This window comes from Haloarcula amylolytica JCM 13557 (assembly GCF_000336615.1).
GTDB classification, from domain to species: Archaea; Halobacteriota; Halobacteria; order Halobacteriales; family Haloarculaceae; genus Haloarcula; species Haloarcula amylolytica.
Map to the genome: position 1 here is coordinate 241,488 of NZ_AOLW01000010.1, position 26,728 is coordinate 268,215.

Genomic DNA, 26,728 nt, shown 5'->3' on the forward strand with positions numbered 1-26,728 from the left:
AAGAGAATGAGAACGCGGTAAGGCAACAGTCAACGGCGCGGAGGACATCACAGAAGAAGCGCGAGTCCGGTAACGACGAGCAGAGAACCGGCGAAGAACCCGACATCGACGGGTCGAATCTGCATGTCCGCAAGCCGAAGCTCCGTACTCGCCTCGTCGGCTAGTGAGTGCGAGAATCCCCGGGCTTCCATGGCCTCGACGGTGACGCGACTTCGCTTTGCCACGTTGAAGATCATCGGATAGAACGCACGCACCGATAGCTTCAGCAGGTAGACGTAGTGCCGCCAGCGGAATCGCCCGGGTGAGTCGGGAGCCGTACTCCGTAACCGGAACGAGTTCACCAGATCGTGGTACTCCTCAAACAACACTGGGAGCATCCGGTAGCCGTACGTGATGAGGAACGTGAACTGTCGTGGAATCCCGAGACTTCTGAGACCCTGAGAGAGGGTCTTCGGACCCATGCTCGAGAACACCGCCAAACTCGACACGGAGATGATCGTTAACTTCAGCGTGTACGGAACTAACGCTCGAATTGCCGCAACGGGATCACCCGTGAAGACAGTCACGACAGCGTACGATCCTAACGTCGTTGCCACGGTAAACGCCATCAGTCCGACGAGGAACAGGCTGACCCGTGAAAGTACTGCGAGCACCGACACGAACGCTAGCAGTCCGAGAAGGATGGTCGTGTCGTAGAACAGCCACGGGACGAACAGGAAGACGACGTACCAGAGTAACAGGACTCTGGGGTCCAAGCGGTGGAGGAACGAACCCTCGTTCTCGTAGGCCGTCCGAAGCAAGTCAGCCTTGATCGCCTCGACAGACGTGGCATCACGAAGCGCATCGAGTGTCGTCATCACTGCTCCTCCACGGTCGGTTTCGATGTCTCGTCCGGCGGACTTGCCGTGTTCAGTCGGTCCGTGAACGCCTCGACCGTGAGCGGTGCGGGACTGAGGCCGAGTTCTGTCCCCAGGCGGACCACTTGCGGTGGGTGAAGGTTCGCTCGTTCGAGAGCGGCAAGGTCAGCAAACACGTCACTCGGCGGGCCGTCAGCGATGATGTCACCGTCGTCGAGCACGACGACACGAGTCGCCCACGATGCCGCGAGCTCGAGGTCGTGTGTCGCAATCACGACCGTCTCGACACGGTCGCCCGCCCGGTCGATGGTTCGACCGACCTCCTCGCGACTCGCGAGGTCGAGACTGCCGGTTGGTTCGTCGAGCAGGATAATCGACGGGTTCGTCGCAAGCCCGATAGCCAGTGACGCCCGGCGCTGTTGGCCGACGCTGAGCAGGCGGCCGTCCCGGGACTGCAGATCTTCCAAGTCGAGGAATTCGATCACCTCGTCGACTCGCTGCTCGACGTTCGGGTAGCCCCTATCATCGAGGTAGTGAGCGACATCAGCCCGGACAGTATCGTCGATAAACATCTCTTCGGGGTTCTGCTTGACGTAGACGACCTCCTCGGCCAGTTGCTCCGGGAGCACATCTCCAGTGTCTGTTCCGCCGACGGTGACCGTCCCTTCGTCGGGCGTCTCCAAGCCAGTCACCAGTTGCATGAGCGTGGATTTCCCAGCGCCGTTGCTGCCGACGAGGACGACCCGCTCGTCTGGGTAGACCTCCAGTGAGAGGGTATCGAGAACGTCTTTTGTCCCGCTTCGGAGTGTATCGTACGACTGCGAGACGTTGTTGAAGGAGATGACAGGCTTCCCTTTCCGGTTCACCTCCGGTGGTCCGTCAGTTCGAGCCACAGTGGTGTCGCCGTAATCGGTGAATAGATCGAGGCCGTCCGCGAGCGTCACCGGGAGCGGGCGAGCATCATCGAGGACGCGCTCGGCGATCCGCGTGACCTGTGGGGGATGGACATCCTGTCCTCTGAGGACTTCCAGCTGATTGAGGGCCGTCTCGACCGGTAATTTCCAACGGACAATACCGTCCTCGACGAGGACGACGCTATCGCAGTATTCGGCGATGAACTCTGTCTGATGTTCGATAGTGACCACGGTTTTCCCGTGGGTTTCGTTGAGCGTGGCGAGACGGTCGTAGGTCTCCCGAGCGTTGACTGGGTCCAGTTGTGCCGCCGGTTCGTCGACGACGAGGATGTCTGGGTCTAGCGATAACGCTGCCGCCAGCGCAACCAAGTGTTTTTGCCCGCCGGAGAGTTCCCAGACGAAGCGGTCTTCCAGTCCGCTCAAATCGAGCAGATCTAGTGTCCGGTGGACTCGTTCGCGGTAGTCCTCGTGTCCATAGTTCATCGGGGCGAAAGCGACTTCCTCGAATACAGTCGGACTGACGAGCTGGTTATCGAACTCCTGGAACACGTAGCCGACGTGCTGTGAGAGCTCTGCAACAGAGCTCTCGGAGACATCGTGTCCAGCGACGGTAACTTGTCCTCGCATATCACCCTCGTAAAAATGCGGGATGATTCCGTTAAACGACTTACACAGCGTCGTCTTGCCGGAACCGTTCCCACCGATGATGGCGACGAACTCGCCGGGCTCTATCGTCAGCTCCGCCCCGGTCAACACAGCTTCGTCAGCACCGGGATACCGGAACTGCAGTTCGTCAACGGCAATTTGAGAGTCGTGTGTCGCTGTCATCATCTTACGCCGTTTGCGTTGCGCGGTACCAGACGATGGTGGCGACGATAGCGGAGACGACGATCGGAACTGCGATGTAACTCTGGCCGAACGTCGCGAGGAATTCCGGCTCCCAGACTACGTTGACCGCCCCACCGACTTCGCTGGCAGCTTCGGCAACGAAGGCGAGCGGGAAGGCGATAAGCACCGCCAACAGCGCCTTCGGCGAAAAGCCACGCCACATCGACCCGCCGCGTTCACCCTCAAACGGTTCCATACCGAGCAGCGGTTCGACTTTACCGTGGAGTTTGGGGTAGAGATACAGTGCGGGGATTACGCCGAAAAGAGTCCCCGTGATTAGCATCTGTGTGAGGAAGTCGACCCCTTCGAGCACGATAATGCTCTCGGGGAGGCCGGGTACGGCTTCCAATTCTTCAACCCCGACATACACCTTCCCAATATCGATGAACGTAGCGAAGAACTCTTCGAGTGCCTCAGCCAGAAACACGACAATTGCCAACTGTGTGGTGTTTTCCGGGTCCTGAAGCAGCTTCGCGGCGAAATAATAGCAGACCGGGATGAGGAGCAATCCCTCCATGGCACCCAGTCCATCGAACTCACCGAGCAGTATTTCTCCGAATACGATTTCGCCAACAGGAACGGCTACTGCAGCCCAGTAGGTCCTGAAAAGTAGCACCAGCACGATCGGGATAAAGATGAAGCCACCAACCCCCAGTTCTAGCGGTCCGACCGTGAACTCGGGCATGATTTCTGTGAACGCGTTCTGCAACCCGGTAAGGGACATAACGAGTATGAACACCATCATGTCCTGTTTACCAAACGATAACCAACTCTCCGTATCAGCCGAGAGTGTGCTCATGCTACACTGGAACGCATACTGATGACGTGTTTGAACATTTATAATATGTATACTGACTACTATGAACCGTCCACCGTGACTCGTAATACTATATACGGCCCTGTTTAGATGTCTCCAATAACGTGGGGTGGTGTCTGTGTCGACTGAACAGGACCGGTCTGTGGGAGTCTCTGGTCGATTTCGTTTTTCCGATAGCTACCGGCTCGGCCGACCTGCACCGCGTCGAAACAAGGCCCGTCGATAGCAAGTACTGTTGGCTACTACGACAGGGTAGTTCTGGAACGGTCAGTACCTGAAGGAGACAGTTGCAGAAGGCCATCCGTGGCGGGACCCGGTCAGCAGTCCTGGAGTCGGCCACCCACCCGGACAGTGATGCCCTCTTCGCGAGCGTAGTCTGCGACGGTCTCGAACGGGAGACCGAACGAGTCGATGGTTGCCTCGTGTGGAATCGGCCAGTCATCGCTGTAGACGACGTAGGAGTTGGTGGCAAGTCTGTACTCTCGACCGGCTTCGAGACTCTGGCCGTTGACAGCCACACCGATTAGCCGTCCAGCCTCGGAATCGTACTCGACGGTCATCCCGCTGACGTCGCCGTGCCAGAGCCGTCCGTCCTCGCGGTGGGGACGGAAGGCCGCCTGCAAGAGGGTTCGTAGTTGTTCACCGGAGACGCCGAGGACTTCTACCGTACCGCCGAAGGGGTGTACGCTGGCCACCTCGCCAGCAGTGACCTCGCCGGACAGGGGTCGCCCCGTTCGAAGGCCGCCATTGTGGACGAAGCTGACGTCAGTATCGGCCGCCCAGCGATAGGCGTCAGCCACGAGGTTGCCAACGCGGCTCTCGCCGCGGGTTCGCTCGTCGAGGCCTCGATGGATCGGATCGTCGACAGTGGCAACAGTCTCCAGCAGACCGACATCGGCCAGCCGTTCGCGGGTCATGTCGGCCACGGACTCGTCGATAGGTCCCTCGGATGTCGAATGACGGGTGGCAATCGGCGAGCGGTCCCCGTCGAAGAGTTCGACTTCCCAGACCACCTGCCCGTTCGCTCCGGGGCGGACAACCAGTGTTCCGTCGACAGCCTCGTGGCGCTCCCTGTGGACGTGGCCGCCGAGGACCGCGTCGACGCCCTGAACGGCCGCAACGTCGGTCTCTACGTCGTCTCGCAAGTGTGCGAGGACGACGAAATGATCGACACTGTTGCCGAGTTCGCTGACCGCTTTCCGCACGCTCTCGACAGGATTGGTCACGTTCAGCTCTGACGCGCCGGAAGCAATCCGGGGAGTCGCGGGATCGACTACGCCGACGAATCCGACTCGCCGGCCATCTCGATGCAAGACTGTCGTCCCGTCTAATCCAGCGAAGGGAGCGCCACGGGCGCCCTCACTCTCGCCTTCGTAAACGTTCGCGACGACCCACTCCTGTGGACTCTTCGAGACCACGTCCAGAATGGGAGCAGTCCCGAAGTCGAAATCGTGGTTCCCTACCGTCTCGACGTCGGTACTCACTGCCCGGAAAAACGGCATCGCTTGATGCCCCTCGTAGTAATGGGCGAGGACACCCGGTGCAGTGTTGTCGCCGGTGCCAGCGACTACAGTATCCTCCCCGCGGATTGACTGGATCGTTCCGGCAAGCCGACCCATCCGCACGGGGTCGTCGCAAGCGTTCTCAATGTCTGAGTAGTGGAGCAACCGGATCGACATCTTTCGGAGCCGATTCCAGCGGGGCATAGAAGTGGATACCGTTTGTGGCTTCTTGGCAGGTGGCCGATAGCAGAAGCTGTCGATTCTGGGAGGTCGTGCGTTCGTTCAGCGGTGTACGCCAGATTCAGAGCCACCAATTTGCGGAATGCCGGCAGCAGGACGAGCAGAGATCCACTATCCAGATGAGTGTCCCCGTTGAAATTGTCGTCCCGCTAAGTGCCAACAGAACTGACAGCTTCGCCGCGATAGTTAGAATGGATCTGGGAGGTATTCGCGCGGAATGGAGTTTCGCACAGTAACGAGTGGGTCGACGACTTGGCTGATTTCGAGGCCACCAACGAGGCTCGAAAAGAGGTAGGCGTCGGTCAGCGTGTACTCGTGTTCGGCAGCGAGCAATCCGATGAGGTCCTCGTTTGCCGTCTTGACCGCATCTTCCATCGTTTCGGCACTTGCAATCGTCTTCCACGCGTCACCGGTGTCGACGAGTGGGCGCTCAAGGTCGACAGCGGCATCCGAGATTACTGAGACGGTGACGTCGATCTCGGTTCCGATTTCGGCACCAGTGCCACACATTTCGCCGTCTGCCATCGCGGCCTTCGAGTCACCCATCGCTAACATCGCACCGTCCTGGAACACCGGAAAGTAGGCCGTCGTCCCAGTGGTCATATCCGTGGTATCGAGATTTCCGCCGTGGTCGTGTGGCGTCAGGGTCGACATCGATTCCTCGGACGTTGCCACGCCAATGGTCCCGATGACGGGGTCAACTGGTACCTCCATATCCTTGAACGAGAGTGACTCCCCGCCGTCGGTTATCTCCGTCACGCGCGTCGCTGGGTGTTCGATGTCCTCGTGATCTTGAAGGAGTCCAAACCCCGGTGCCGTAATTACGCGACCCAGATCCTCGGTGACTCGGACGTCTTCGATCTCAACCTTGAGGACATCGCCGGGTGTGGCTCCCTCGACAGCAACCGGCCCTGTAGCCGCATTCACTTCTTCAGGGATCGCATCCATCAGATCAGCGTCTGACTGAACGGCTTTGTTCAGGCTATCGATGGTTTCAAACGTGATCGGCTCGCCGTCGGAAGCCGTATACAGCGGTTCCATATTCGGGGAGAACTCGTAGACGTGGCCGTCTTCGTATGATATGACAGTCCGTGTCATCGTATGGTTTCGTTGAAAACTGTCACTTATAAATCTATTTGAGTATAATCCGCTTTGTCTCGTTTTTTCCGCACTTCAGACGGTCTGGCTCCAGTCCCACGAGAATCTAACGGGCCGTCTCATTCCGATTCGTCGACCAGCGTTTTGAGTTCCACCAGCCGCGGCAGTTCTGTGACGCCGCTAAGTACGACCAGGACAGACAACGTGTCCCGGTCTGGCGTCGGCATATCGCCGCTCCGCACCTCCGGTGACTGGAGTTCCTCCGTGAGCCATCGCCGCCCGTCGGTAACGGCATCCCGGATCAACCACGCGGGCGGTCCGGCAAACACGGCAAGGGCTCTATCAACCGAATCCAGCTCGCACTGGGCCGTCAGTTTGCCGCGTACAGCGCGGCGAAGTGTCGTCTCGACGGCGTTGTATGCCTCGATTTCGTCGACGTCGTCCGAGTTGTCGCCGAGAAAACGGTTCTTGAGCTGGTCTATGACTGTCCCGTCACTGCCGCCATCGTCCGCTTGCAGGTCCTGACTGGCGTAGCCAAGCGTAGTGAAACCCGAGTCCGAGAGGGTGTTGATTATTTCGCTGGCGTCGACGACACTCTGGCCGACTGCGTCGGATGCCGTCGCCTCACCCGCTGCGAATAGGGCACCCAGCCGTGTCACGACAGTCTCGTTCAGCGTCTCGGCGGCCGTCTCGACCGTCTGTCCGCTTCCGAGCCACGCTTCGTTGTCGAACAGTATCTGCCCGTCGACGGTCGCTTCCAGCGCTCGAAGTGCTTGGATGGTGTTGGCGGCTGCTTCGTCGTCCCTGCCGGCTGGTAGTACCGACAGGCAGTAGACCGGGATCGTGTAAATCTCTCTGAGGGCGTCGGCAATGTTGGCCGTAGCGCCACTGCCCGTCCCGCCCGCAAGTCCGGCCACGAGGACGAGAGCGTCGATATCGCTCGTTACCAGTTGGTCTATCGGCCGGCGCACTTCGAGCCGTTCGTCTTCGATGGCGGCAGTACCGTTCGTCCGGTCCCCGTTCGTTCCGGCCCCGTTTGTTTCGGAGAGTCCGAAGGCATGCCGCCGGTCGTCCGGAAGTGCGTCGAGTTCGTCGAGCGCTTCGGTGTCCGTATCGACGGCACAGGCCGCGCCGAGATACGTCGTCTCGCGGCGTTCGTTGTCCTGCCACAGCCGCTCGACGATCCGTCCCCCGGCACCACCGATTCCGACTGCCGCGACTCGCATACGTCGTGTTTAGTGTCGGCTGACATTAATAGTCCGACTCGGTGCGAAGCAACCACTGGGACTTCGTAGTATGATGAGTTACAGCGGAAGCGACAGGGGAACTTCAGGAGCGCCTCTCGGGGCTGGTGTTCGGGAGCGATACTGTCATCGGTCGGTGGACCAGAGGCCTTTCGTACGGCAAGCGCTGAGAGGGGCCGTGTCACAGGACCTCGCCAACGAACCATCCGATTCCCTGTCCGTCACCATCTCCGGCGGGTCGATGGGCGGCCTGTTTACCGGCATCGCTCTCGACAATGCAGGCCACGACGTGACGGTCGCCGAGCAATCGGCCGGCGACCTCCGAAGTCGCGGCGGCGGCATCGTCGCCCAGCAGTCGATCCGACAGTTCCTCTCACGCCACGACATCGTCGACCCGGCGACCATCACCACCCGAGCCAGTGAGCGGCGGTTTCTGACTGCTGACGGCGATGTACGGACGTCGACATCGGATTCGATGGTGTTCACCTCGTGGGACGCGGTCTACCGTCAATTGCGGGCGGCGTTCCCGGACGACCGGTACCACACCGGCCGGACTGTCACCGGTCTCAGGGCCACAGACGGCGCAGTTCGGTTCGCCGATGGGGACCGGACGGCGGCCGATCTGGTTGTCGCTGCCGACGGCGGGCAGTCGACGGCCCGTGCGCAACTGTTTCCCGAGACCGAACCGGAGTTTGCCGACTACGTCGCGTGGCGTGGTGTCGTCCCGGAGACTGACGTTTCGGACGCAGTCATCGACGCGTTCGACGGCCGTTTCACGTTTTATCAAGGGGAGCGGACGCTCATCCTCGCGTACTGTATCCCCGGCGGCGACGGAAGCACGGCTCCCGGTGACCGCCGTCTCAACTGGGTCTGGTACGACACACTCCGCGGGCGCGAGCGGGATATTATTTTCACTGACACGACAGGAGCGAGCCAGCAGTTCAGCGTGTCGCCGGGGCACCTCCAAAACCCGGTCGAAACGCGCCAGCGTGGGCGGGCGACAGAGATACTGCCGCCCGTGTTTGCCGACCTCGTGGCAACAACAGCAGCCCCCTTCGTGCAGGCGATTTACGACCTCAAGACCCCCCAGATGACAGTCGATAGGGTCTGTCTGCTCGGTGATGCGGCGTTCGTCGCCCGTCCACACACTGCCGCTGGTACTGCGAAGGCGGCCAGCGACGCCGTTGAACTAAAAGCCGCTCTCGACCGCCACAGTTCGCTCGGAGATGCGCTGGCGTCATGGGACGACGCCCGGACCGACTACGGAGAGCGTCTCGTTGCGCAAGGCAAGCGAATGGGCGACGAACGGTTATCCCTCGGGAGTTGATGGACTACCGTTCTGCGTGTCTCGGGTCTGGGTGCAGTACTGGCTCTTCGATTGCGGGCTGTCTTCTCGCGTCGTAAGAACGGACGGTATGTTACTTGTCTACGGCTCCGGTAATCAGCGTATGACACTCGTTGTGCCGTTCGACGGCTCCGAACTGGCCGAGGCAGCACTCGTTCGGGCGACGGAGTTCGGCACTGTCTTCGAAGAGGACGTGTTGGCCGTCAGTGTCATTCGAAAGGGGAATGCCGAGTACGCCCGGGAACACGGCTGGATCGGGCCGAACGAAGAATTCGATCTGGAGACAGTCGTCACCTCGCTGCACGAGCAGATGACGGATCTGTGTCCGAGTTCGGATTTCCGACATACAGTCGTGGATCGGTACGCGCCGGCCGGGTCGGTGGCGAAAGCCATCCGCAAGATGGCCAAGAGAGAAGACGCATCAATGGTATTCATCGGGAGCGAAAACGCCGGCCATCTCGTCACGAGCATCAGCAGTGTCGGCGGGTCGATCGCCTCGGACGACGCCTACGACGTCGTCATCGTCCGCCATCGGAACCCGTCCAAGATCGCTCAACTCAGGAACACGTCTCCGCACAGACAATCGAAATCCGATTTTTATCTCCCGGAGTAGGTACCGATAGTCTTCGACAAGTCAATACTGTTGGCTGTAACTATTTTAAGATATTCGCCACCCCGGGTGGCGAAATTCTTTACAGACTTACAGCCGACAGTAAAGTATTGAAAACAGAAGCCCGTCCTTGGACCCTTTTTCGCCGAATATCTTCGTGCCCCGTCTCACCAATTGGGAACCTGTGGTATTGTTCATTTAGCAATAGCCGTGGGTACCCGACATGCAGATACGCGCTGTCCAACGGAGTGATGTCCGGTGAAGCTGTCACGGCGCGACTTCCTGACCGCAGCGGGCGCTGGGACGGTCGGTGCGCTCGCCGAAGGAGCATGGGGCGCGACACAGTCCACGGAACCCATAACGAGCGTGGACAACCCGCTCAAGTCCTATCCGAACCGGGACTGGGAGCAGGTGTACCACGACATCTACGCCTACGACGAGGTGGACTGGACGGTGTGTCACCCCAACTGCACCCAGTCGTGTGCGCTGAACTTCTACATGAAAAACGGGGTCCCGATACGGGCCGAGCAGGTGTATCACAACGAGGAGCCCTCGGTCGGCCCGTCGGGCTACGAGGACGCCGGCGTCAGTCAGCACTGGAACCCCCGTGGCTGTATGAAGGGGCTCTCCCTGCACCGCCGGACGTTCGAGCCATCGCGCATCAAGTACCCGATGGTCCGCAAGGGGTGGGACCCCGAGGACCCCAACCCCGAGGGCCGCGGCGAGGACGAGTTCGAGCGCGTCTCCTGGGACGAGGCCATCGACCTCATCGCCGAGAAGATGGCGAACTTGGAAGACAACAAGCGGTTCCACATCTTCAACGCCATCAAATGCGACGGGCTGTTCACCCGGCACGGCTCGGGCCGCCGACTGGCGTCCATCTTCGGCGGCTGTGAATGGACCGAGTACGACTGGTACGCCGACCTGCCGCCGGGCCACGTCATCACAACGGGGTATCAGACCTCCGACTCCGACGCCGTCGCCTGGCGGAAGGCCGATTATACCATCATTCAAGGGAAGAACCTCATCCACAACAAACTCGCGGACAACCACTTCTTGCAGGAGACCCGCGAACGCGGTGGGAAGATGGTCGGCGTCTACCCCGACTACTCGCCGACGGTCCAGAAGTGCGACCGGTGGCTCCCGATCCGCCCCGGGAGCGACCCGGCGTTCGCCCTTGGCATGGCCCACGTCATCATGGCCGAGGAACTGTACGACGCCGAGTTCATGCGGAAGTTCACGAGTCTTCCCCTACTCATCCGGGAGGACACGGGCAAATACCTTCGCGCACACGAGGTGTTCGAGGACGTCGAACCGCCCGCGGAGGACCTCGACGAGCAGCACGAGCACAACGACTGGGGCGACTTCGTGGTGCTGGGTGAGGACGGCCAGCCCGTAGCGATGACCCGCGAGGAGGTCGGCGAGGAGATGCCGACCACGCCGCAGCTAGACGTCGACAGCGAGGTGGCACTGACCGACGGCTCGACCGTTGCCGTCAGGAGCGACTTCGCCCGCCAGCGGGACAACATCATCGAGAACTACGATCCGGAGACGGTCGAGGACATCACCACGATTCCGGCGGACAAGCTCGCCCAGACGGCGCGGGAGTTCGCCGACGCCGAGAAGGGTCAGTGGTTCACCGGCGAAGGGATCAACCACTGGTTCCACTCCAACGACGCGCTCCAGCGGGCGGTGTTCCTCGTCCAGGCGATGCTTGGCAACATCGGCGACGCCGGCCAGGGATACTACAACTACTCCGGCCAGTACAAGATCGAACTGCTGGACGGCTACCCCCACTACGTCAACCCGGACGGCAACGCCGCCCACGGGATGTATCCGGGCTACGCCTTCGCCTTCTTCGGCGGCGAGAAACTCGATCCCCACGAGATTCGCGGCGACTTCGACCGCGAGATGGACCTCGTCCCGCAGGGCGACGCCGAGGAGCCGGTGATGCCGGAGAACGCGGGGTCGTACACGATGTCCAAGCCGTCGATCCTGTGGACGATGAACTGCAACCTCCTGAACCAGACCAAGCATCAGGAGCACGTCATTGAGAACTTCGTCAAGCACCCCGACACCGAGAACGACCTGTTCGTCGTCTCGGACATGCATATGACCTACTCCGCCCGGCACGCCGACATCGTGCTCCCCGTGCCGTCTTGGCTGGAGTGTGACTACCCCGACATCACAGTCGGGCCGGAGAACCCCTTCGTCCAGATGGACCACGGCGTGATGGACCCCATCTACGACACCAAACAAGACGGGGAAGCCGTCGCGATGGTGGCCGAGAAACTGGACGAGAAGATTCCGCCCGAGGAGCGAAACGTCGACTCCTACCGGTCGTACTTCGAGGAGTTCCTGGAGGAAGACGGCGACGTGACCAACTACATTCAGGAGACCTTCGACCGCGGGATGACGACCCAGAGCATCGACGTCGAGGACCTGGAGGACGGCCCCGAACGGCTTGACCTGAAGACCTATCCGCGGATTCCGTTCTACTCGCAGGTCCACGAGGACCGGCCGTTCTACACGAAAACCGGCCGGATGGAGTTCCACAAGGAGGAAGACCGGTTCATCGAACTCGGCCGGGACGACATCGACCACGTCGAGAGCGTCGAGGGGACTCCCTACGGCGTGAACAAGAAGTGGGACGAGGCCAAGGACGAGGAGAACCCGCTGTATCACGACGAGGGCAACCAGTTCTACTACAACACCCCACACCCGAAGTACCGGACCCACTCCTCGTGGGGGATGACCGACTGGAACCTCATCTGGGCCTCGCGTGACTTCGGCAGCGTCAGCGGCGATCCGGAGGGGACCGACCGCCTCGTCGACGACTTCTCGTTCCCCACCGGCGACGGCGAGTCCGAAGACGTCGCGCCGCTCGGTGAGGCGTTCGTCGAGATGCATCCCAGCGACGCCGAGAACATCGACGTGGAGAACGGCGACTACGTCCGTATCACCGGCAAGCGCGGCGACCTCGTCGTCAGAGCGATGGTCAGCGAGCGCCAGCGTCCGCGGTCAGCCGGCGACATGGGGCAGTTGACGCTGTGGCACGGCTGGTGGCCCCAGCACTTCCCCGACGACGAGGCCGACGAGGACGGCGTCAAGGGGTACAACACGATTACCAACATCTGGCTCGACCCGCTGCAGGAGACCGACGACCTCGTCCACAAGGCGGTGTTCGGCGACCCGAACGTCTCCGACATCGTCGACGAGGACATCGCCTGGCACGGGGCGGAACTGGAACACGGTTACGAGGAGACGGTGTGGGCCCCGACGGGGACCAACCGGGACGACCTCGTGGATGTCGAGAAGTACGAGGAAGCGGACTGGTGGCCCGGCGACGCCCGCCGGGACGACCTCGTCGAGGACTACATCGGCGGGTCACTGCAGCCCAGCGGCAGCGGCTCTGGTAGTACCGGGACATCGACCCCAGGAGGCGACGACTGATGGCACAAACGTACAACCCACAACTCGGCCGTGAGCACAGTTATCCATACGAACACCGCGAGGAGGAGCGGGACTACCACTGGGGGATGGTCATCAACACGAACCGGTGTATCAACTGCAACACCTGCTCGTTTGCCTGTAAGTCCACCTGGACCAGCGGCGAGGGCGAGGAGTATATGTGGTGGATGAACGTCGAGACCGAGCCCTACGGCGGCTACCCGATGGGCTGGGACATGCGGTTGCTCGACGACCTGGAGGCTGACCAGACCATCTTCGACGCCGCCGAGAACGGCGAAAAGGTCCGCGGCTACATCGCCGAGAAGCAGGCCTGGGAGTACCCCGCGCTGGGCGACGACCAGGTCCACGGGGAGTACCCCGAAGGCGAGGTCGTCGAGTCCGACCTGGAGAACGACGAGTACCACGACATCTGGCAGTTCTACCTCCCGCGGCTCTGTAACCACTGCAAGAACCCCGCCTGTCTGGCGGCCTGCCCGCGGAAAGCCATCTACAAGCGCGAAGAGGACGGCATCGTCCTGCTGGACCAGGAGCGCTGTCGCGGCTACCGCCGCTGCGTGAAGGCCTGTCCGTACCACAAGCCGATGTACAACCCCGAAACGGGCGTCACCGAGAAGCCCGTCGGCTGCTACCCCCGCATCGAGGAGGGGAACGTCCCGCGGTGTGTCTCCTCCTGTATCGGGAAGACGCGGCTCCACGGCAACATCAACCGCGGGCCGGACGCCGGGCCGGCGGGGGGCAAGTCCTCCGCCGCGTCGGGGCGTTCGCCGATCAACTACCTCGTCCACTCCGACGAGAAGGTGGCCCTGCCGCTGTACCCGCAGTTCGGGACCCAGCCGCAGGTGTTCTACATGCCCCCCTACCACGTCCCGCCGGAGTTCCTGACCCAGATGTTCACGCCCAACACCGAGGTCAAGGAAAACGAGTGGCCCGGCGACACCTACGAGGAGTCGGTCCGCATCGTCCAGGAGCGGGCTCGCAACCCCAGCCACGAGGTGCTGGGCATCCTCCAGCTGTTCGGCGCGACGACGCGGCTCATCGAGACCTACAACGTCAAGGAGAACCGCGTGAAGGGATGGGACCGCAACGGCGAGAAGGTCGTCGACGTGCCCATCGAGGAGCCCATGGAGGTCCGCGAGGGCGAACAGTGGACCAACCAGCCCTGAGGTGCGTACAATGAACAACACGCCACACCACCACACGCGACGCGCTGCACTGTACGGGTTCGCCGCGACGGTCTTCCAGTACCCTGACGAGGCCGTCATCGCCGATCTGCAGGACGATGAGGTACAGGACGCCGTTCGACAGGCCGGGGCCGAACTCGGCCTTGAAACCGAAGTCGACGCACTGCTGGACGCGCTGGACGGTGTCGACCGCGACTCGCTGGAACCGGCGTACAACCGGCTGTTCGGCCTGCCGGGCGACGGCGGGACCTACCCGGTCGTCCCCTACGAGGCCCACTACACCACCGGCGACGAGGTCAACGAGAGCCAGCGCCGCATCGCCACGGTCGTCGGCCTGCTGGAGGAGTTCGGCCTCGAAATCAGCGACGAGTTCGACGAGCGCCACGACCACGTCACCGTCGAACTGGAGCTGCTACAGGTGCTGGCCGCACAGCGGGCGGTCGCCCTCGACGGCGGCGACGACGAGACGGCCGTTCGCCTCGCACGAGCGGGTGCGACGGTGCTGGACGAGCATCTCGGCGACTTCATCCCCGCGTTCGCCCATCGGGTCCGGGAGACCGTGAACGGCGGCGGCAGTTCCGACCGAGACGTGCCCGAGGCGAGCGCCGTCTACGCCGCCGCCGCGGACTTAGCGGCGGCCCTCATCGAGTTCGACGAGGCGAGCCATCCCGACCCGGTCTCGCCCGGAACGGGGGTGAGAGCCGATGGTTAAGCTTGATTACGAGGCGGCCCGCCGGGCGACGACAGCAACGGCGGTCGTCATGGCGCTTCTGGTGGCCGGACAGATGGCCGTCGCGGCGGCCGTCACCGGCGGCCAGCAACCCCTTGTCGCGACCGACGAGGTCCCACAGACCGCCGACAGCGACCGCTGGTCGGAGGCCCCGTCACGGACCGTCTCGCTGTCGAAACAGCAGATGGCCGTGCCATACGGCGGCGGGAGCATCGACGAGATGGAGGTACAGGCGCTGACCAACGACACCCACGTCGCTTTCCGGCTGACTTGGACGGACCCGACGAAAGACACGAACATCCGGTCGCCGAAGAACTACAGCGACGCGGCGGCCGTGATGCTCCACAGCGGCGAGAAACCGCCCATCACGATGGGGGCCGGCGGCGACCCGGTCAACATCTGGTACTGGCGGTCCCAGTGGCAGTACGGGACCGACCAGAAGGCCGAATGGAGCGGGGACATGTACGCCTACCCGCACCCGGACGAAGAGACCAGGCCGGGGCGTGCGGCCGGGAACCCGCTGTCACAGGGCCAGTACGAAAACTACGGCCAGAACTACTACGCGGCCGGCTACGGGTCGCTGAGCAATGCCCCACAGCAGAACGTGGACGCACAGGGGACTCGCAACGGCGACGAGTGGTCCGTCGTCTTCGTTCGAGAGCACACCGGCGAGGGCAAACACGACGCGGCGTTCCGCCAGAACGAGACGATGTACCTCGCCTTTGCCGTCTGGAACGGGAGTAGCGACGAGGTCAACGGCAAGAAGTCGCTGACGATGCAGTACAGCACGCTCGACACCGAATCGGGCGAACTCACGGCACCCGAGAGCGGCGGCAGCGGGGACAGTTCGAGTTCAGGTAGCGCCGCCAGCGGCGGCGACTCCAGTAGCGGCGACGGCGGTTCGGGCGGCAGTAGCAACCCGCTGTACACGTCGCTCGGGACGCTCATCGCGGCAACGGTCGCCGGCTGGACGGTCCTCTACTGGAGGCTGGCGCGATGAGCTACGAGAACTGGAGCGCACGCGGTCGGACGCCGGGCGAGACCGAGACAGAGGTCCGCAGCGCACTCGACGCCTCACGGGTCCGAACCCGGCAGGACGCCGCCATCGCACTTGTGGATGCGGCCGAGTCCGGCCTCGACCGGGAGACGGTTGACGCGCTGGGAGAGCGCGCACTGGAAGACGACGACCCCGAAGTACGACAGTTCGCCGTCGAGGCGCTCGGAGTCGCCGGGGCCGCGCCGGCCGTCGTCCGGCAGGCGCTTGACGACCCCGAACCGTGGGTTCGGGCCGAAGCCGTCGTCGCCCTCTCGCGGACCGGCGGCGACGCCGACCAGCTAAGGGGGGCACTGGACGACGACAGCGGTTGGGTCCGACGGAACGCCGTCATCGCGATGGGCAAGCGCGGCGACGCCGACCAGCCGCTGCTGGTCGAGTGTATCAAGACCGATCCCCATCCGGCGGTCCGTGAGTACGCCGCGCAGTTCCTCGGCGGCGTCGCCGAGGACGTACCGGAGGCCGAACGCATTCTGGCCGCGATGCTGGCCCGGGAGCCAAACGCCTTCGCCCGGGCGAAAGCCGCCGAGAGCCTCGGCGAACTCGCGACCGACCGCGCGGAGCAGGCCCTCGAAGCCCACGGTATCACCGACCAGAGCGAGGACGTCGCCCGCGCGGCCAAACAGGCGCTCGCGAGCGCTCGCGGGACCGACCCCGAGGCGCTAGATGTCGAAATCGGGCCGCCGTCGGCTCCCGGAAGCGGACCGGACACGCCTGCAGAGCAGTCCGTCGACGGGTACGACCCCGCCGGCTCCTTTGGCTCGGCCCGATCCGGGAGCGGGTCGCCGGCCCCCGGCGGCGCGCCCGGGTTCGAGCCCCGGCACGACCTGAACACCGACCCGGAGGACAGGACCTGACGATGCCATACGAACTCGACTCGACCGGACCGGCAGCGGAACAGGGCGAAAACAAGTCAGAGAACGACGATAGCGGCGGTCTTGAGTCGTCGCTGGGCATGACCATCCCGGAGGACCACGTCGGCGCGTTCGTCGCCGAGGCGCTGGAGGACCCCGAACGAGCGACGACCTGGGATGATGTCGTCGACACGATGGTCGCGCCCGCCGCACGGGACGCCTGGGCGGCGCTGAGCCCGGTCGAGCAGGCCACCGAAGTGCTCTCGAAGGCGGCCGAGTTCGACCGGCGGGCCATCGAGTACTTCGAATCTGTCCCGCTGGACGGGGACCGGAGCGAAGCGGAGACGGACATCGACGAGGGGCTGCGGTGTCGGCGCAACGCCGACACGTTCCGGGACGGCGTCGCCGCCGCCTACGGCGGCGGGCGGCTCGACGACGACGGCCTCGTCGACGCCCTGGAAGCCGCGGAGTTCGATACTGAGATCATCGCCAGGCGCGAGGACCTCATAGAGCGTATCGACAGCGTGTTCGAAATCGACTACCGCCCCTACGGCGGCACGTTGATGGACGACGACGATGGTCCCGAACCGGAAACCGAACACGGGGAGACGTGGTAAATGTCCGGAGAGCAGCCCGAACCAACGGAAGACGCTGTCAGGGACGCGCTTCGGACTGTGGCCACGCCCGAGAGTGACGAGGACGTGATCGCCGCGGGGCTGGTGTCGTCCGTGGCTACCACTGACGGGACCGTCAGCGTGGAGACGGCGCTGTCCGGCATGGACCCTGCCACGGCGGACGCGCTCGCCGACCGGATGCGGGCGGCGGTGCTAGAGTGTGGCGGTGTCGAGGCGGTCCGCATAGAGACGGACATCGCAGAGCCGGACCACGGGACCGTCGTGCCCGGCGTGGACCAAATCATCGCCGTCGCCAGTGCGAAAGGCGGCGTCGGCAAGACCACCGTGGCGACCCAGTTGGCGCGCGGACTGGCCGCGTCCGGCGAGCGGGTCGGCCTGTTCGACGCCGACGTGTACGGTCCGAACACGCCGGAGTTACTCGACATCGAGGGGCCACTCGGCTCGACCGAGGACGGCCGCGCCGAGCCGGTCGAGGTCGACGGCCTGCAAGTCGTCAGTGTCGGCCTGATCGCCAACGACGAACCGATGGCATGGCGCGGCGCGATGGCCCACGAGGCCGTCGAGGAACTGCTGACCGACGCCGCCTGGGACGTCGACACGCTGGTGCTCGATCTGCCGCCGGGGACCGGCGACATCGTGTTGACGACGCTGCAGTCGTTCCCCGTCGACGGCGCGGTGTTCGTGACGACGCCGTTTCCGACCGCGGCCCGTGATACGGAGCGCTCGACGGCGCTGTTCCGCGAGGAGGGCGTCCCGGTACTCGGAGCCGTCGTCAACATGGCCGGGTTCACCTGTCCCACCTGTGGCGACGACCACGCGCCGTTCGGCAGCGACCCCGACCTCAGTACGGACGTACTCGCGGAGCTCCCCATCGACGACTCGCTTCGCTCGACCGAGGGAGACGTCCCAGCAGCCTTCCGGGACCTGGGCGACGACGTACGCGAAGCCTTTACGGACCGGACGACGGTGACGGTTCCCGAGACTGCGCTCGACCTTCGCGGCGTCCCCGACCGGGCGCGTATCGAACAGGTTCGCGCGGAGTTCGGCGCGCTCGCTCCCGGCGAGTCGCTCCATCTCGTGACAGACACCCGTCCGGGCGACGTCAGCGGAGCCCTCGAAGATCTCACCTCGGCACCGCCACGGGTGGCCGTAGAACAGAAGCGGTCCGGCGTGTGGGCGCTACAGATATCCAAGACCGCCCCTGACCCAGCCGAAGACGTACCCTGCTAACCGACGGTCGAACACCCGGGTTACCGGACGCCTCCGATTCGGTTTTCCCTATCAACTAAGTGGTGTGGCCGGTTCGAGATGATATATGACTCTCCGCACCGACGGGAGGGGTGTTTCTCTACCGTCGCTCGACTCGACATTTTCTGACGACGAAGTGACGATGGTTCTTACTAGATGCGGGCTTCTCGTTGACAGAGCGGAGACGCTCGCTCGACTGTACGCCCACCATCGGGACTGGACGGTTGTCGAAGAGAAGTGGATCGAAGAGCGATTCGACGAGCGCAGCACGCGTGGGAGTTCGAAGGGCATTTACCGAGCTCTCAGTTCGCGGTTCAAGACCGCTGGCAGCGAACTTCCCTCTATTGTCCAGCTCCCCTCTGTACTCGACCGGTGTGAGACGGTGCGTGACAAAGCGCAGGTGTTGTATTTCTATTTGCTGGAAGACGACCCCCTCGTGAAGTACACGGTGCATCGATACGTCGACCGCCTGCAGGAGTCCGGTGTCGACGGGCTGGGCTTCGAGCAGGAGACGATAGAGCGCCTCCTGAGCGAGTTCCATTACGAGGACGGGAGCGAGTTTGACTATGCTGAATCGACGACGCGCCGGTGGGGAGAGGGGCTCCGGTCGGTGCTGCGCGATATCGGTGTTCTCGACACACAACAGACCTTGCAGGGACAGATCCCAAACCTCGGGTCGACGCCGTTACTCGTCGCATCAGGCTACTCGTGGGAGATCCACGGCGACGACTGGCTCTCCCAGCCGACCGGCTGGCTCTACCTCTTCCAGTCGGACCAGTACTGGGACGCCCTGGCCGAACGCGTGAGCGACGATCCGAACTGGGAAGCGAGCGGGATTCACGGTGAGTTGCGGCTCCAGCCGGTCGATGACACGTACGGCTGGGCTGAACCGTGGGAGGGCGAAGTGTGACGGACGAGGGCTGGTTCGCTGCCGACGTCGGGAGCGATTTCGAGGAGTCCGTGCGCATCGACCGCGAAGACGACGGTCGGGATCATCGGCTGGAATCGATCGACACCTACCACGTAACGGAGGAGTCCGAGGAGTTCATATCCGACTTCTTCTCGCGGCTACTCGGTCGGTCCGAGGATATGCGGTCGGGCGCGAACTACTGGCTCTACGGGTACTACGGGAGCGGAAAGAGCCACCTCCTCAGCGTGCTCCGCGGACTTCTTGACAGCGAATGGCTGCGACAGCGAGACGATGTCTGGGAACGGCTACCCGACGGTCGGTCGCTAGAGACGCTCGAGTCAACGTGGTCATCGATTCACGAGGAATACGAGGTCATTCCGGTCTCGGTGAACCTCCTGAAGCATCAGGGCCAGAAGAAACTGAGCTTCAGCGAGATCGTCCTCCGAAGCGCCCACACGTCGGAACGACTCACTGGTGCAGAGGGAGGGCTCTCCTCGCAACTCGACGTTGCCTTCTTCGAGGACTGGTACCGGACGACCGACGCGTGGGACGACCGGACCGCCAACACCCACACGGCACTCCGGGGTACGGTTGACAGCCCCGAGAAGTACAACTGGGAGGACGTGCAGCAGTACAACGCTCTAGCCGATGCCGTTCTCCCGACACTCTTCGAGCAGGAGACCGGCACGGCGGATGGTCTAGACGACCTGATGCCGTCGGATCTCGACCCGCAGGCGATGGTCGAGCGCCTCGAACAGTTGCGGAGCGATCGCGAATCGGAACTCGGCCGCCCGGTCAAACTCGTGCTGTTGCTCGACGAGGTCAGTCTCTTCATCGGGACGGATTTCGACCGCCTCACCGAGTTGCAGACGCTCGCGGAGAGCGTCGACGAGACCGGCGACGGCGACATCCAACTGGTGGCGACAGCACAGGCCAAAATCGAGGACGTCCAGCCGCAGTTCGCGGCTCGCGGGGCCGACTTCAGCATCGTCAAGGACCGGTTCCCGCATCGGTTTGGCCTGCCGAGCCGACACGTCGGCGAAATATCGACGCAACGGCTACTCAAAAAGTCGGAAGCCGGGAGGGAGGACACGGAGCGCGTCCTCGACCGTACCAGCAACGAGCCCGAGACACTGCTCGTGTACTCCGGTATCGAACAGAACACCGAACCGCCGCTCGACAACATCGATCGCGAGCGTCTCATCGAGTTCTATCCGTTCCTCCCGTATCAGCCACCGCTGTTTCTCGAAATTCTCTCGAACCTCCGGCAGGAGGCCCACGATCCGGCGAAGTCGATTTTCTCGGGAACCGCACGGGCGATTCTGGCCCTCGTTCACGGCCTCCTGCAAGAGTGGCTAGAGGCCGGCGACGAGACTCACGTCATTTCGCTTGTCGACTTCTACGACCTCATCGAGCCGGAACTCGATGACATTACGCCACAGGACGTGGGAGTCATCGAGGAGATCGAGGAACAACACGAGGCAGGCGAACTGGAGGAGATCGACGTGGCTGTCGCGAAGGCCGTGTTGCTCCTCCAGCACATCCCGGACACGATTCCGATGTCCGAGCGGAATCTCGCAGTCGCCGTGTTGAGCGACCTCGACGGCCCGACTCAGTTCCAGATGGAGAACCGCGTCGAGGACTCGCTCCAGCGGCTTCGGAAATTCATCCGTCCGACGCACGACGAAACCGGGCCGAAGTACGCGTTCACGCATCCGGAAGAGCGCGAGATCATCGAAGCCGCAGAGCGGAACCTCGACAACCCGGACTGGCAGTCCATCATCGAAGCCGTGGACGGGTATCTCTGGGAGGACATCGTGCGCGACCTCTCGCTCCCGACGTCGGCCGAGTACGGAGAGACTGGCGAGCAGTACCCCGTTCGCTACGGGTTCAGTATCGACGGGATAGAACTCGATACGACCGTCGACGCTGCGGACGCACTCGATGTCGAGGTCGCCGTCAGAGGTATTTCACCTGCGGCGACAGACGTCGACCACGACGGCGACCCGCTCGAATGGACGATCGGTCAAGACGGGCTCGACGACCTCCGAGATAGCCTCGTCGAGTGGTGGTCGCTCAGAGATGCCGTCGGAGACCACACGCTCCCACAGTCTGTCGAACGGGATCTCTCCGATCGCGCGGCTCGCGTTCAGAGCAAGCTCGTTGGGGCTCTCAAGAGTGGGGCATTCGACGTCAAGGATCGCGGCGATCAGATCGGGGGAATGGGCTCGGGAGTCGAGGAGTATCTCGACGTCACCTATCCCGACGACTTCCATCCCGTAATGTTGCAGGTCGGCGACGAACACTTACAGGAGCTCCGGGGGCTCTCCGCCCAGGACCCGCTCCCTGCGTGGGCCCGGCAGATCGATGTCGCGACGGAAGACCCCGAAACGCACGGCGGGTCGATCCAGAACAACGTACGCGCCTTCACCGGCCGACAGTTGAAGCAACGCGGCGGGAACCTCGCGATGGCGACGATCCTCGACGGCATCGTGAAGAAGAAGCCGATCTACGAGGACGCTCGCCCCGCGCTGTGTGCGATTATCTGGGGGCTCTGCCGGAAGGGGGACTTCCTGCCCGTCGACGAAACGGGCGACTCCCTCGAACTCGACGCCGTCATCGACCTGAACAAACTGACGACGACGCGTCTCAAGATTTCGGGGAGTGGCGGTGTCCGAGGGATTCTCCGCGAGGGCGGCTTCATCGACTCGACGGAGACCATACCGGACGGAATCGTCAGGCTCCAGTCCGCGAACGACACGCTCGCGGGCCGACTCGGGAGTCTCGTAGAAGACGTCACACTGGTCGCCGAGAGTGACATCCAAACGCGCGCCGTTCGCACCCTCATCGAGTCGTTCGCGGAGGCGCTCGAAGCCGAGCAGCAGAGCGCTATCGACCGAAGAGAGGCCGTCAAGTCACGCGATACCGACTGGGCGGCAGTCGTCGAAGCAACCAACGACGCACAGGGATGGTACGACGACGCCGAGGAGGTGTGGAGTTTGCGCCTGCCCGCGCTCACACGAATCGACGCGCAGCTAACGCTCGCCCAGCAGTCGTACGACTGGCTGACCGAGGAGTGTGACACGGCCAGCCAGACGCTCCGTGGGAGTATCGACGGCTACGGGGGCGAGTGGTGGACACACGATGGGTGGGATCGGTTCAACGACGCCCAAACCACCGCACCAGCGCTCGACGACGCGATCGGGACCGCGTGGGACTCGTTCCGAGAAGAAACCGGGGTCGATGCGTTCGTCGACGAGTTACAGGCGCATCCGTGGATCCAGCCCCTGAGCGAGTTCGAATCGAACGTTCGGCCGGCTTTCGAGAGTGAATACATCACACCGCTCCGCCGCGCCGCATCGTGGTACGCTGACGTCTCGAACGCAGTGTCGACGGTGACTGGCGGAACGACCAACGCCGAAGCTGACGACTTCATTCGAGCGACGAACACACTCCTCGACAGCGACCCTCTCGCCGTGGTTACCGGTAGCGACATCGGCGAGTTACGAGCGACGTTCGAAGAGCTACAGACACTCGTTGGGGAGCAGTCTCCCGCGGACGTCACGGCGATCGGGGTGCTCCCGTCGGATCGCGGATCGCTTGACTCCGAACTGGAACGGCTCGTCGAACACCACGACCTCAGTGTCGAACGGACTGAGACGGGGGTGGTCATCCGATGACGACCAACCGTCCCTTCCGGGACTTCACGGACCGGGTCGCACAGTTCGCCGACGGGCGACGGGGCATCCGAAACCCGTTCGTCATCGTTCCCGTCCAGCCGAAGTACGAGCGACGCGTCGCCGAACGGCTCACCGAGTGGGCGACGAACCCGCATCGAACCGAGGAGTTCCCGGACGACGGGACCGTCCAGATCCTCCGGTTAGACGAGGCGTTCGTCGAAACAGAAGTCTTCGAACTCGCAGTTGACCTCGGGAAGCACAGCCAACCAGCGACGATCACCGAGACGATGCAAGACCGGCTAGCGGCAGAACTGGTCGGGATTATGCTCGATAGGATCGAGGCACCGGGCGAGCAGCGACACGTCGTTCTCCTCACGCATCTCGGCAGCCTCTACCCGTTCACGCGTGCGTCGGAGCTCCTCGACGAACTCGACCGTCGCAACGTCCAGTCCACTATCGGTATTCCGTTCCCCGGAGATATCGTCGGTGGGAAGCTGAGTTTCTTCGGCGAGGAATCGCGTAACTACTACCCGGCCCACCAGATCGAAGGCCGGGTTGAGGGGGTGCATCTCCAATGAGCGACACACATATTCACGACATCTTCCAGCAATCACCGACTCGCGAACTCGAAGAGGTCCAGAAGGTAAACGCCAGAGCGCAGGCCGAAAACGACGTCCGCGAGTTCTACGAGACCGACAGCGCTCGCGACGTGCTCACCACGCTGGGGGACCTCGTCGACAAGTATCCACACGAGCAACCGCGTTTCCTCTACATCTCCGCGACGTTCGGGTCGGGGAAGACACACCTCCTGAAACTCATCGGGTTCGCCGCCGATACCGAATCGGAGTTCACCGACCTCGGCGAAGAGCTGGCGAACAGGTGGCCGGGGTTCCAGTCGTTCCGACAGAGCGTCGCTGACTCGCACGTCGACCGGCTGAAACCCGTGTTCCTGAACCTCCTCAACCGGGACGCAGCACAGGAGCCGCCGCTCCCGTATCTCATCTACGAGGCGATCGGCCGCGAACTCGGCTATCCGACTGATCCGAACTGGCTGCTCGAGTGGGCGTGGCAGCTCGACATGAACCACGGTGACTGCTGGGAGCGGCTACAGCAAGTCGAGCACGACGGACAGACGTTCGAGGATGTGTACGACGAGCGGGCGTCGCTACGGAGCTGGCTCTACGACGCCGTTCCGACGCTCGATGACTCACCGTTCGCGTCTCGGGCAGAGGTCAAGCAGTCGATCGACGACGCCATCGCGGAGGTCGATCCCGACGAGTTCGACCCCGAGGAGCTCGTCGACCGCGTCGAAGCGGCGCAAGCGTCGCTGAGCACGCCGGAGACCGAGACGGAGTTGCTGATCGGGCTCGACGAGGTGGCGCTGTTCATCGGCGATGGCCGCCATCGCTACAGGGAGTTCCAGGAGACGATGGAAGCGCTGACCGAGCTCGGCGTCGGGCCCAATCCCCCGGTCATCGGGACAGGACAGTATCCGATCGAGCGTATCCACGGCGAGTTCGACGATACGGAAGTCACGGAGCAACCGTGGTACGGTGCCCAGGAACCGTTGGAGGGTGCCGACACCGAAATCATCGTTCGGAAACGGTGGCTGCAGAAGGATGTCGAGGGCGGACAGGCCGTCGAGACCGCGCTCCGGGAGATGCCCGACCTGACACTCGACGCATACACAGATATCGCCGGGGCCGATCCGGACGCGGTCGAGTCGTACCCGTTCCGGGAGTACGACCTCGGGTTGCTCCGGACGGTGATTCAGCAACTGATGCCGCGTGGACGCGTGACTGAAGAGGAGTACGTGCAGGGTCGGGCGTTGCTCATCCTCGTCCGCTCGCTGTTCACGCGGTTCGAGTGGGGCGACAAGCGGGTCGGTGCTCTCGTCACATGGGACGAACTGTACGACCTGCTGGTCGAGGAGACGACGTACGTCCCGCTCTGGGTACAGGAGATGGTCGAGAACAAACTCGTCCCATCGGCCGGCGGCGACGAGAACGCGTTCTCAGTTCGGGTGGCAAAGGCGCTGTACCTGCTGAATCAGGTTCGGTCCGCGGTGCCGTCGACGCCGGCGAACCTCGCCCGACTGATGGTCACGTCGACCGACGAGTCGTTCGAGTCCGTCCGGGACGATGTCGAATCGGCGCTGTCTGCCCTCCTCAAGGATCGGAAAGTACTGACGGAGACGAACGACCGCGGCGACGAGGAGTACCTGCTGGTCTCCGAGGAACAGGAGGACATCCTGACGCGGGCGAAGACTCGCGCACAGCAGATTCCGTCGCATCGGCTGTCGGCCAAGTTGGAGAACTCCATCCGAGAGGGAAGCGATCGCCTGCTCTCTGCTGGCAGTCGACACGAGGTGGATTTCCAGGGAGAGCGCAAAGTCCCGCTCCGGTTCGGCTACTCCGTCCTGGATCCGATCGAGCAAGCACCGACGCCGGAGTTCGACGCTGTTCGTGTTCGGCTGGTCGCGAACCGCGACGCCGAGATCAGCGACCAGGTTGCTGCGTGGCAGGCAACAAACGAGGGGTGTGACGGTGGTGAGCATATCCTCGTCGCCGTCAGTTTACAGCAATCGACAATCGACCGCCTGCGGGACGTGATGGGGATGCAGGAAGTGCTCTCGGAAGAGACGGACACGTATCCGGACCTGGAGTCCGATCACCGCGACGAACAGCGGGCACTCGAATCGACGATTCGCGAGCAGCTCGAAGAAGCGGACGTCTACGTCCGGACGGGCGGGACGAGAGGGCGGTACGAGGACGCATTCGAGCAGGTCGTTCAAACGGAAGTTCAGTCCGTGTTCAGCGGAACGCGGTTCGTCCTGACGAACGGTATCACGGAAGTCGACGACGCCAAGCGGATGGCACAGTTCTTCCGCGGTGTCGCCGACTGGCCGCTCACGAGCGAGGACGCTGTCACGCTCGGGGTAGATACAGACCGCGCCGAACTCGCCGACGGCCGGTGTCAGGAATTCCTCGACGAGTACGCGGACACCCAGTCGCTTCGTGCGGAAGACGTGCTTACCCAGACTGTCCAGCGTGGCGGCGCGTATCGCGGGACGCCCCAGGAGTCGATCTCGGCACTGCTGATCACGCTCGCAACGGCCAACGAGATCGCACTCCGGCGGGACGACGAGTACATTACCGAACCGGAGGAGATCGGCCGAGCGGTCAGAAACAAGACGAACCTGACCGAGGTACAGATCCGCTTCGAGTCGATAGGCAAGATCGATCCAGAGCAGATTCGGGACACCGTCGAGACGCTGATCGGCGAGGAGCCGGACGGGACCGACCCCGACGCGTGGCTCTCCGCGGTAGCCGAGTGGGGTGACGAGAACAGCGTGCTGGTGAAACGCGTCCTGCGAGGCGTCAGCAGGGAGTTCGGCGACGGCGCTTCGCTGGACGAACTCGAAACGGCGCTCCAGCCCGCACTCGGGGG

General features: G+C 63.1%; 19 protein-coding genes. 13 read left to right on the top strand and 6 right to left on the bottom strand.

Annotation, left to right across the window (positions count from 1 at the left end):
* Positions 1–47: 47 nt before the first annotated feature.
* The 6 genes from C442_RS04735 to C442_RS04760 all read right to left on the bottom strand — a co-directional run bounded on the left by C442_RS04735 (position 48) and on the right by C442_RS04760 (position 7,542).
* Positions 48–857: an energy-coupling factor transporter transmembrane component T family protein gene (locus C442_RS04735; RefSeq protein WP_008308251.1), complete on the bottom strand. Its 810-nt coding sequence runs from the start codon at positions 855–857 to the stop codon at positions 48–50.
* Complete coding sequence (locus C442_RS04740) at positions 857–2,602, bottom strand: ABC transporter ATP-binding protein (protein WP_008308252.1); 1,746 nt, start codon at positions 2,600–2,602, stop codon at positions 857–859. The genes C442_RS04735 and C442_RS04740 overlap by 1 nt, the downstream gene beginning before the upstream one ends.
* Position 2,603: 1 nt before the next feature.
* Positions 2,604–3,458, bottom strand: a complete 855-nt coding sequence (locus C442_RS04745) for a hypothetical protein (RefSeq protein ID WP_049942818.1) — start codon at positions 3,456–3,458, stop codon at positions 2,604–2,606.
* A 335-nt stretch (positions 3,459–3,793) separates the two neighbouring features.
* Positions 3,794–5,155 (bottom strand): bifunctional metallophosphatase/5'-nucleotidase, encoded by a 1,362-nt coding sequence (locus C442_RS04750; protein WP_049942819.1) that lies wholly within the window; start codon positions 5,153–5,155, stop codon positions 3,794–3,796.
* 249 nt (positions 5,156–5,404) lie between these two features.
* Entirely contained in the window at positions 5,405–6,316 is a 912-nt protein-coding gene (locus C442_RS04755) for an acetamidase/formamidase family protein (RefSeq protein WP_008308257.1), read from the bottom strand.
* A 119-nt stretch (positions 6,317–6,435) separates the two neighbouring features.
* Entirely contained in the window at positions 6,436–7,542 is a 1,107-nt protein-coding gene (locus C442_RS04760) for a tubulin/FtsZ family protein (protein ID WP_008308259.1), read from the bottom strand.
* Between the two features lie 196 nt (positions 7,543–7,738).
* On the opposite strand from C442_RS04760, the gene C442_RS04765 reads away from it, so the two are divergent.
* The 13 genes from C442_RS04765 to C442_RS04825 all read left to right on the top strand — a co-directional run.
* On the top strand, positions 7,739–8,887 hold the full coding sequence (locus tag C442_RS04765; RefSeq protein ID WP_008308261.1) for an FAD binding domain-containing protein: 1,149 nt from the start codon (positions 7,739–7,741) through the stop codon (positions 8,885–8,887).
* A gap of 121 nt (positions 8,888–9,008) precedes the next feature.
* A complete protein-coding gene (locus C442_RS04770; protein ID WP_049942820.1) occupies positions 9,009–9,518 on the top strand; it encodes a universal stress protein in 510 nt (169 codons plus the stop codon).
* Between the two features lie 255 nt (positions 9,519–9,773).
* Positions 9,774–12,968, top strand: a complete 3,195-nt coding sequence (locus C442_RS04775; protein ID WP_008308265.1) for a molybdopterin-dependent oxidoreductase — start codon at positions 9,774–9,776, stop codon at positions 12,966–12,968.
* Positions 12,968–14,149, top strand: a complete 1,182-nt coding sequence (locus C442_RS04780; RefSeq protein WP_008308267.1) for a 4Fe-4S dicluster domain-containing protein — start codon at positions 12,968–12,970, stop codon at positions 14,147–14,149. Before C442_RS04775 ends, C442_RS04780 begins: the two co-directional genes overlap by 1 nt.
* Positions 14,150–14,159: 10 nt before the next feature.
* On the top strand, positions 14,160–14,879 hold the full coding sequence (locus tag C442_RS04785) for a TorD/DmsD family molecular chaperone (RefSeq protein ID WP_008308269.1): 720 nt from the start codon (positions 14,160–14,162) through the stop codon (positions 14,877–14,879).
* Positions 14,872–15,897 (top strand): ethylbenzene dehydrogenase-related protein, encoded by a 1,026-nt coding sequence (locus C442_RS04790; RefSeq protein WP_008308271.1) that lies wholly within the window; start codon positions 14,872–14,874, stop codon positions 15,895–15,897. The genes C442_RS04785 and C442_RS04790 overlap by 8 nt, the downstream gene beginning before the upstream one ends.
* Entirely contained in the window at positions 15,894–16,808 is a 915-nt protein-coding gene (locus tag C442_RS04795) for a HEAT repeat domain-containing protein (protein ID WP_008308273.1), read from the top strand. The genes C442_RS04790 and C442_RS04795 overlap by 4 nt, the downstream gene beginning before the upstream one ends.
* Before the next feature lie 2 nt (positions 16,809–16,810).
* Positions 16,811–17,422, top strand: coding sequence for a hypothetical protein (locus C442_RS04800; RefSeq protein ID WP_008308274.1), 612 nt, complete (start codon positions 16,811–16,813; stop codon positions 17,420–17,422).
* Positions 17,423–18,670, top strand: coding sequence for a P-loop NTPase (locus C442_RS04805; RefSeq protein ID WP_008308276.1), 1,248 nt, complete (start codon positions 17,423–17,425; stop codon positions 18,668–18,670).
* A gap of 160 nt (positions 18,671–18,830) precedes the next feature.
* Entirely contained in the window at positions 18,831–19,598 is a 768-nt protein-coding gene (locus C442_RS04810; protein WP_008308278.1) for a hypothetical protein, read from the top strand.
* A complete protein-coding gene (locus C442_RS04815; RefSeq protein ID WP_008308279.1) occupies positions 19,595–23,278 on the top strand; it encodes a hypothetical protein in 3,684 nt (1,227 codons plus the stop codon). Before C442_RS04810 ends, C442_RS04815 begins: the two co-directional genes overlap by 4 nt.
* Entirely contained in the window at positions 23,275–23,856 is a 582-nt protein-coding gene (locus C442_RS04820; protein ID WP_008308280.1) for a BREX protein BrxB domain-containing protein, read from the top strand. The genes C442_RS04815 and C442_RS04820 overlap by 4 nt, the downstream gene beginning before the upstream one ends.
* Positions 23,853–26,728, top strand: a 2,876-nt coding sequence (locus C442_RS04825; RefSeq protein WP_008308281.1) for a hypothetical protein, incomplete at its 3' end; no start/stop codon positions are given. The genes C442_RS04820 and C442_RS04825, both read left to right, overlap by 4 nt.